A 6280-nucleotide genomic window follows, 5' to 3' on the forward strand; every position below is an offset into this window, starting at 1 on the left:
ATAGGCAGGCTACAGGCCCATTTTGGGCCTAATAATTAAGAGTTTCCCCGAACGCATAAAATCAGTTTAACATCCTCATAACTTGGAAACCGCATAACCAGCACGTTTCTCTGTCGTCGATCTCCCGTGATTATGACTGTATTGTACATTGACGGCATCAAATAAAGAAAGTGATTCACTTCCCCTTACTTTATATAATAAGTTCTTCTCCTCCTTTACGCAAGCCCATGATTTCCCGTTCCGTATACTTAGTGGTACGAGATGTGTAGATGATTACTGAATCATGATCCGACGCAATAATTCTTTCCAGTTCCATTTTTAATTTCTTCAAATTGCTCTCGCTGATATCTCCTTCTAAAACCGAATTTTGTACCCAATTTAAATACTTTCTGCACCTTTTTAGCACTTTATTAACCCGCTTTTCTCCAACATCGTATACTAGGATCACAAACATAGCCTTTCCTCCGTTTTAATCCTTCGCCGTTTTCAATTACCACTGAGTAACAAAAGGCTCATAGTTCTTCTCCCCCATTAAATGCTTCTCAAGCTTATATAACTCTAAACGCAATAATCGCCGGTAAGAAACGGGCGATCCAATCTCTCGGTGATTAATCGTCGTCTTTAACCGATTTTCCAACTCCTCAACGAATACTCTCCGGCCCTGTTCTTTCAGTATTAACCCGCCTCCCTCTTTTTTAAAATCCTTCTTACTAATCATTTTCTTACCAATCAAAGAAAAGATGATACGATCCACAACGATTGGCTTAAAGATTTCCGCTACATCCAGATTGAGTGAAAAGCGACGAAAGTTCGTCGTATGCAAATACCCAATACGTGGATCAAGATGGGTCCGATAAATCTCGCTGAGGACTGTTGAATAGATGATCGTATTACCAAAACTAATCAACGTGTTGATCTCGTTTTTGGGAGGACGCCTGGAACGGCCATCAAAGATAAAATCATCTTGCCCATGGATCGCATCAAACGCCCGATAATATTGGTCCCGAATATTTCCTTCGATGGCCATAAGGACAGATATGTCTGCCGATGTACTGATTTTTTCTGCCAATCCTTCGATCTCTCCCAGTTGCTCCCCAACATTCTTATTACGATTGGCATAATATTTAAGGACCTGGCGAATGTTGCGCTCGGCCCCAGTCACAAACTGGCGAGCAATGTGCAGTCTGGATTCCGGTTTAAGATAATGCTCCGCTTGGCGCAGGATCATATAACCCGAGTTATAGTGCTCTCTGGGATAAAAAGTACCCGAGTAATATCCATAATGATTGAAGTAATGGATCAGAATTTCCTTCTGAGTACAAAACTCCAAAAAACGTTTATTCAGATCAACATCACCAAAAACCATCAGTTCCGAGGTGTCCTCCACCGGAATAAACTTACGATCCCCTTCTTCGCTCTCAAAGAAGATGGTGTTATCTTTGCGATGCAATTGCCCATTTGAAAAAATGTATAATGTTTTTTTCAAAAGTCTCCCTCGCTTCTATCCTATCCTTAAACTATAGGAACCTAAATTCGTACGTTTGATGCTCCCATGCAACAGCATGATGGTTTATCAGAATTATCTTTAACATAACTCTTATTCTTGTTACGCCCAACAGAATTCTTTATAAGCACAATTTCTACACAAAGGAATTTTGTTAAGGAGAGGAGGAGTATCTTGCTGCGCAATTCGCTCAATCTCCAATGCAGCCACATCCAATTCACGTTCCAGTTCTGGCGTCAACTCGACTTCTTCTTTCCGTTTCTCTTTTGGAAACAACAATTCTCCTTTGGTATCCAGCCCGCGACTCTTTAGTTCCCTGAGGTAAAAGGCCAGCTGCATGCGAGCGCTTTTTAGATATTTAGAACTTTTCTTTACCTCGCCGATGACCAACCCGTCCCTTTCCTGACGTACAATGTCCAGCTTGATATTTCCGATCGATATCTCCTTTTGCTTATCTCGATTATACGTGTTCGCGTGAATAAAACGCCCTAAATCCATATTACCATCATCCTCATCCGGATTAATCTGATGCACCATTAACCAAACTTCACGGGGACAGCAATAATAATACCAAATAAGGGTTCCGGTTAAGTTAAATTCACTTTCGCTAGGCACGGCACCCCTCCTCTCCTATATCGCTCATAAAGCTCATCCTCAAACAACATGCAAAGCAGTGCTCAAAATATCATCGTTTCTTCTTCAATATTCAAACCACCTGCCGGTGCATAATATCCCAGCCTTAGAACCCACAATTATACGGGACCGGTCATCTGCAATCCGACTTGAGCTAAGCCTAACCTCAAAAAAAATTATCAAACCCCTCCATATATCTTTTGGCCAGCCCCACCACATGATCATAATTTTCCATTCCTAAAAGCATTGGGATCTTATTCTGGTGATATATTTCCCTATCTACCAGCGAAAAGGCCAACTTGGCCGGAACATTGACTACAAAATGATTTAATAAAATCATAAATTCTTTTCGCCTTTCAAATGACAACCCTGTTAAATATTTTTTATCCTCATATTGCTCATAAATGCTTTCCGGTGAATAAAGAGCCAGCCGGTCTTGCAACTTAATAAACTTTTCGGGCAACCATCTTTCATCTTCTTGCTTAACCTGCCAGGGAACAAAAACCGGTAGTTTGGGATAGTCTTCGCCAAAGGGCTGAAACCCTGACAAGGCAGGCCAATTCCCTTCAAAGGCATCTGCTATCGCTTGTTTCCCCGTTTCAAAAGAGTTCCGTTCAAACATCCTTTGATAATAAACTTTTATCAACTGAAGCATTTCAGATTCCAGCCAAACTTCCTTTTCCTTTAAAAGTTCATCCGTCAGCTTTTGCAAACCTGATGCATAAATATAACCGCGCGTTTTATTCTTTCCTTCCCGCAAAAAGGAAACTAACGACAAAGTTCCGATTTTCTCTTCAGACATTTTCATTTCAGACATTTCAAAATTTCGATTCACGCGTCCCGCTGCTTGCACAATAGAGGGCAAAATAGGCAGAGCGCGAGCGATGTGTTCAAAACTGAGATCCACACCTGCCTCGATAATTTGCGTAGATACTACACATAAAGGATCATTTTTCTTCTCCTGGCGAAAATCTCTGATTTTTTCAATTTCAATTCGCTTATGCAGCGGCACCATCATGCCATGCAAGAGCTTTAAATTTGGCAGTTTCCCACTTAACTCCTTACTTAACTCCTTATAAACAAGATAAGCATCTCCGATCGTATTTAAAATTGCGGCCTGGGATTTTTCTTTCCTTGCCAACAAAAAGTGAGCCAAACTTTTTTCATCAACTTCTCCGAGCCGAACAACCTGGTACCGCTCAATTTGTTTGACAGGTTCAACGACAAGATAACCCGGCTTTTGGGAAAGCCCATATTCAAAAGGAGGCATGGTTGCCGACAAAAAAATAATTCGCAAATTGTATAGAGCCGCAACCGCTTCTAGGCCGCATAAAAAAACATTCCAGCCTTCCGGCGCGAAAATTTGCGGCTCATCAATAATTACCACACCGTCGTGCAGATAGGCCCTGCGCAAGACATCCTGCGCTTTCCCGGGGAACAGCACCTTTGACCATTGCTGAAAGCTCGTGCAGATAATAGAGTTGGCCCAAGACTCCATCATCAGTTGATTAGGGCTGAGTCCTTCTTCACCATCATCTTTATCCTTTTTAGTTTCAAGCATGGCTAAGGAGTGATGTTCAAGTACCAAAGCATCCATCGCTTCCTCAATTACTTTACTGGTTTGTTCCAGGATGGACAAATAAGGTGCTACATACACGATCTTTTGATAACCTTGCTTCAATCCCAGCCAGGTCGCAATTTTTAAGGCTGTAATGGTTTTGCCATAGCCGGTCGGCATTTCCAGCGTATATATTCGCTGATCAGGATTCGCCGCCAATTGTCGCAGAATCTGCTTTTGGGCTGCGCTTCTAACCTTCCTCATAGCTTGCGAGTCACTTTTTTGACAAAATTGGTCTAACGCTTGATTATTGCTAAGATGCTCCTGCTCACTTAACCAAAAAGTATTCATTGGGCTGACATGAAAACGATCTCCGGCAATCAACGCCGTCGTCAATTCTCTCCAGAAACTCAGTTTCTCCATTAAATCCAAAGGAGGAAGATATTTATAGCTAAGGTCAATAGCTTCCTCTGCTTCTTCCAAGATGTCAAAGACCTCTTCAGCCCATTCCTCCAGGACCTTTTTGGTGATTTCGATATGTGTAAATTCCGGATAATTCTGACGAATGAAAAGAGTGAGTCCTTTTAAATCGATTTTATCCCATGCCCCCGCTCCGATCCAGTGATTATCCCGTATCTCTTTTAATCGACCATGATGATCGGCTATATCCCGGGTCAGCCAGAGCCAATAGACAGCATAATCCTGCCATTTCTTCTCTAATTTTAATAGTTTATATCCCAAATAGGAAAAAAGGAAAGCTCCTTCCGGAGCATGATTAGGTCCTCGCTTACGTTGTCCGTTAATATAACTTTGCCATTCCGGATGTGATTTTGCCAGGTCATGACAAATTCCGGCTAACCCGGCCAGCCTGATTAATATAGCATCTCTATCCTTAATTCTTTGCTCTACATAATCTTTCACCCCGCGGAGATGGTCTGTTAGAAAATAAACCTTACCATTTTCGCTGGGACGTGCCACACATTTTTCAAAAGGGATTACACCAAGCATATTAAATCCTCCCCAAACATGGCAAGTTTAAGATCTAATAAAGTGTCCATTTGAGGGATAAATGATATTGCTTTTCCATTTTTTTCATAGAGGAAATCAATGGATTTTTCGAACGTACGATTTCCTTTGTATTCGTACATATAACCTCCCGCCCTGCAATAATACCGGTCAGTTTTAAGCACAATCTCTTTGATTAAAGCCGTAGGAATGACTGTTTTCGCCTCTATCTCCTTCTCCTCGGCTGCTGTAATATAAGATACATCCGAATATGTCCGGTATAAGACAGGCTTCGTCAAAGCATATGCCGTACCCAGATAAGTCAGATAGACTGCTTTTTCATTGACCAGATGGTCTAAAAGCGATTCAGTATACTCATTCCCTGAATAATAAATTCGATAGCTTGGATTAACCAGCAGTTCAATTGTTGTAGGCCGGTTAAACGCTGTGCCTGCATCTTTGCCCAGCATAGACATTTGCTGCGCAACTGTCCTTACTGGATTTAATAGCTCTATGCCAATTTTATCCTGCGTTACAAAATCTTCGATCCCAAGAATTGCCCCCACTAATCCTCTAACCGCTGTAGGAGTAATAAAAGGGTACGTCATCTGCGTCGCCGTTGTATCCGGACGACGAAAATGAGCAATGCTTCCTTTAATATCAAACGCTAAACCTTTCATGACTGCCTCCCTTTACCATAAGGGCTGGATGTATTTATTAATATCACCGTTTATTTTTACGCTTGGATGAGACCAAATTCTGCAGCGTGCAATCTTGTCTTTCTTTTCAGAAATAATCTCCAACAGCTTTGTTAAATCAAGAGAAATATCTTGCAGTGAAGAAGGTTGCTTTCCTGCAGTTTTCCAGGTGCTTGCCTCTGGAGAAATAGCAATCAAATCTTCAGGATAACCGATCCTATAAAAAGGATCATTATATTCAATGTGCACTAAAATCAAGGGCAGCTGTTGGCCTCTTCCTCTGGCCTGTCGATGCTGGGTCCCTTGCCACAATCCTCTCAGCAGTAATTCCTGGTCTTCAACTGTCATCCCCGAATGCTCTGCCGCCCGGGCATTAAGCACTGCCGGCATGGCAAAAACAGCAAAGGGAATCATATAACTTGTCCAAATCGTCCCTTGCGTTTTTCCCTCACCATCGTCAGTAGAATCCGTGCTAGGCATAACCACCGTTCCCTGCACGTATTGACTGTCCACTGGATGAAGGGAATGAGCCCACCCGAACTGTACCGGACCGGTCAAGTTAAACTTTGGTTTGACAGAATAAACAATGCCAAAAATCCTGACATCAAAACAATGTTCCTGGAGAACACTTTTCATGTCTTCCTTGGCCTTTTTATCTTTCCCTACTTGTTTGGCAATCAGTTCTGCTAAACTGCCCCTGCCCAAAAGCTTCCCTTTGTCATTGGCTTTTTCCTGAACAAAAATATAATTTTTTTTCTCACTTCCCCCATCTCTTTCGCAATCGATCACAAAATCACGTACATCCCTTTTGATGCTGACATCACTTAAGGAAATTCTTCCGTCTTCTTCGGGAAACAGTCTGCGGGCATCACTGTCATTCAA

At 42.0% G+C, this 6280-nt stretch carries 6 protein-coding genes; all 6 read right to left on the reverse strand.

Annotated features, from left to right (window positions below):
• Positions 1–190: 190 nt before the first annotated feature.
• Positions 191–454: a CRISPR-associated endonuclease Cas2 gene (cas2, locus tag AC6I5A_RS09430; RefSeq protein ID WP_034614901.1), complete on the reverse strand. Its 264-nt coding sequence runs from the start codon at positions 452–454 to the stop codon at positions 191–193.
• A 36-nt stretch (positions 455–490) separates the two neighbouring features.
• Positions 491–1486, reverse strand: coding sequence for a type I-B CRISPR-associated endonuclease Cas1b (gene cas1b, locus AC6I5A_RS09435; RefSeq protein ID WP_034614903.1), 996 nt, complete (start codon positions 1484–1486; stop codon positions 491–493).
• Positions 1487–1606: 120 nt separating this feature from the next.
• The gene (cas4, locus tag AC6I5A_RS09440; RefSeq protein WP_034614905.1) at positions 1607–2119 is read right to left on the reverse strand and encodes a CRISPR-associated protein Cas4; all 513 of its coding nucleotides are present in this window, start codon (positions 2117–2119) and stop codon (positions 1607–1609) included.
• Between the two features lie 184 nt (positions 2120–2303).
• Entirely contained in the window at positions 2304–4703 is a 2400-nt protein-coding gene (locus tag AC6I5A_RS09445; RefSeq protein WP_034614908.1) for a CRISPR-associated helicase/endonuclease Cas3, read from the reverse strand.
• A complete protein-coding gene (gene cas5, locus AC6I5A_RS09450) occupies positions 4691–5380 on the reverse strand; it encodes a CRISPR-associated protein Cas5 (protein WP_034614911.1) in 690 nt (229 codons plus the stop codon). The genes AC6I5A_RS09445 and cas5 overlap by 13 nt, the downstream gene beginning before the upstream one ends.
• Positions 5381–5392: 12 nt before the next feature.
• The coding region (locus AC6I5A_RS09455) for a CRISPR-associated protein (RefSeq protein ID WP_052168001.1) at positions 5393–6280 on the reverse strand (888 nt) is incomplete at its 5' end.

The organism is Desulfosporosinus sp. Tol-M2 (assembly GCF_059735615.1).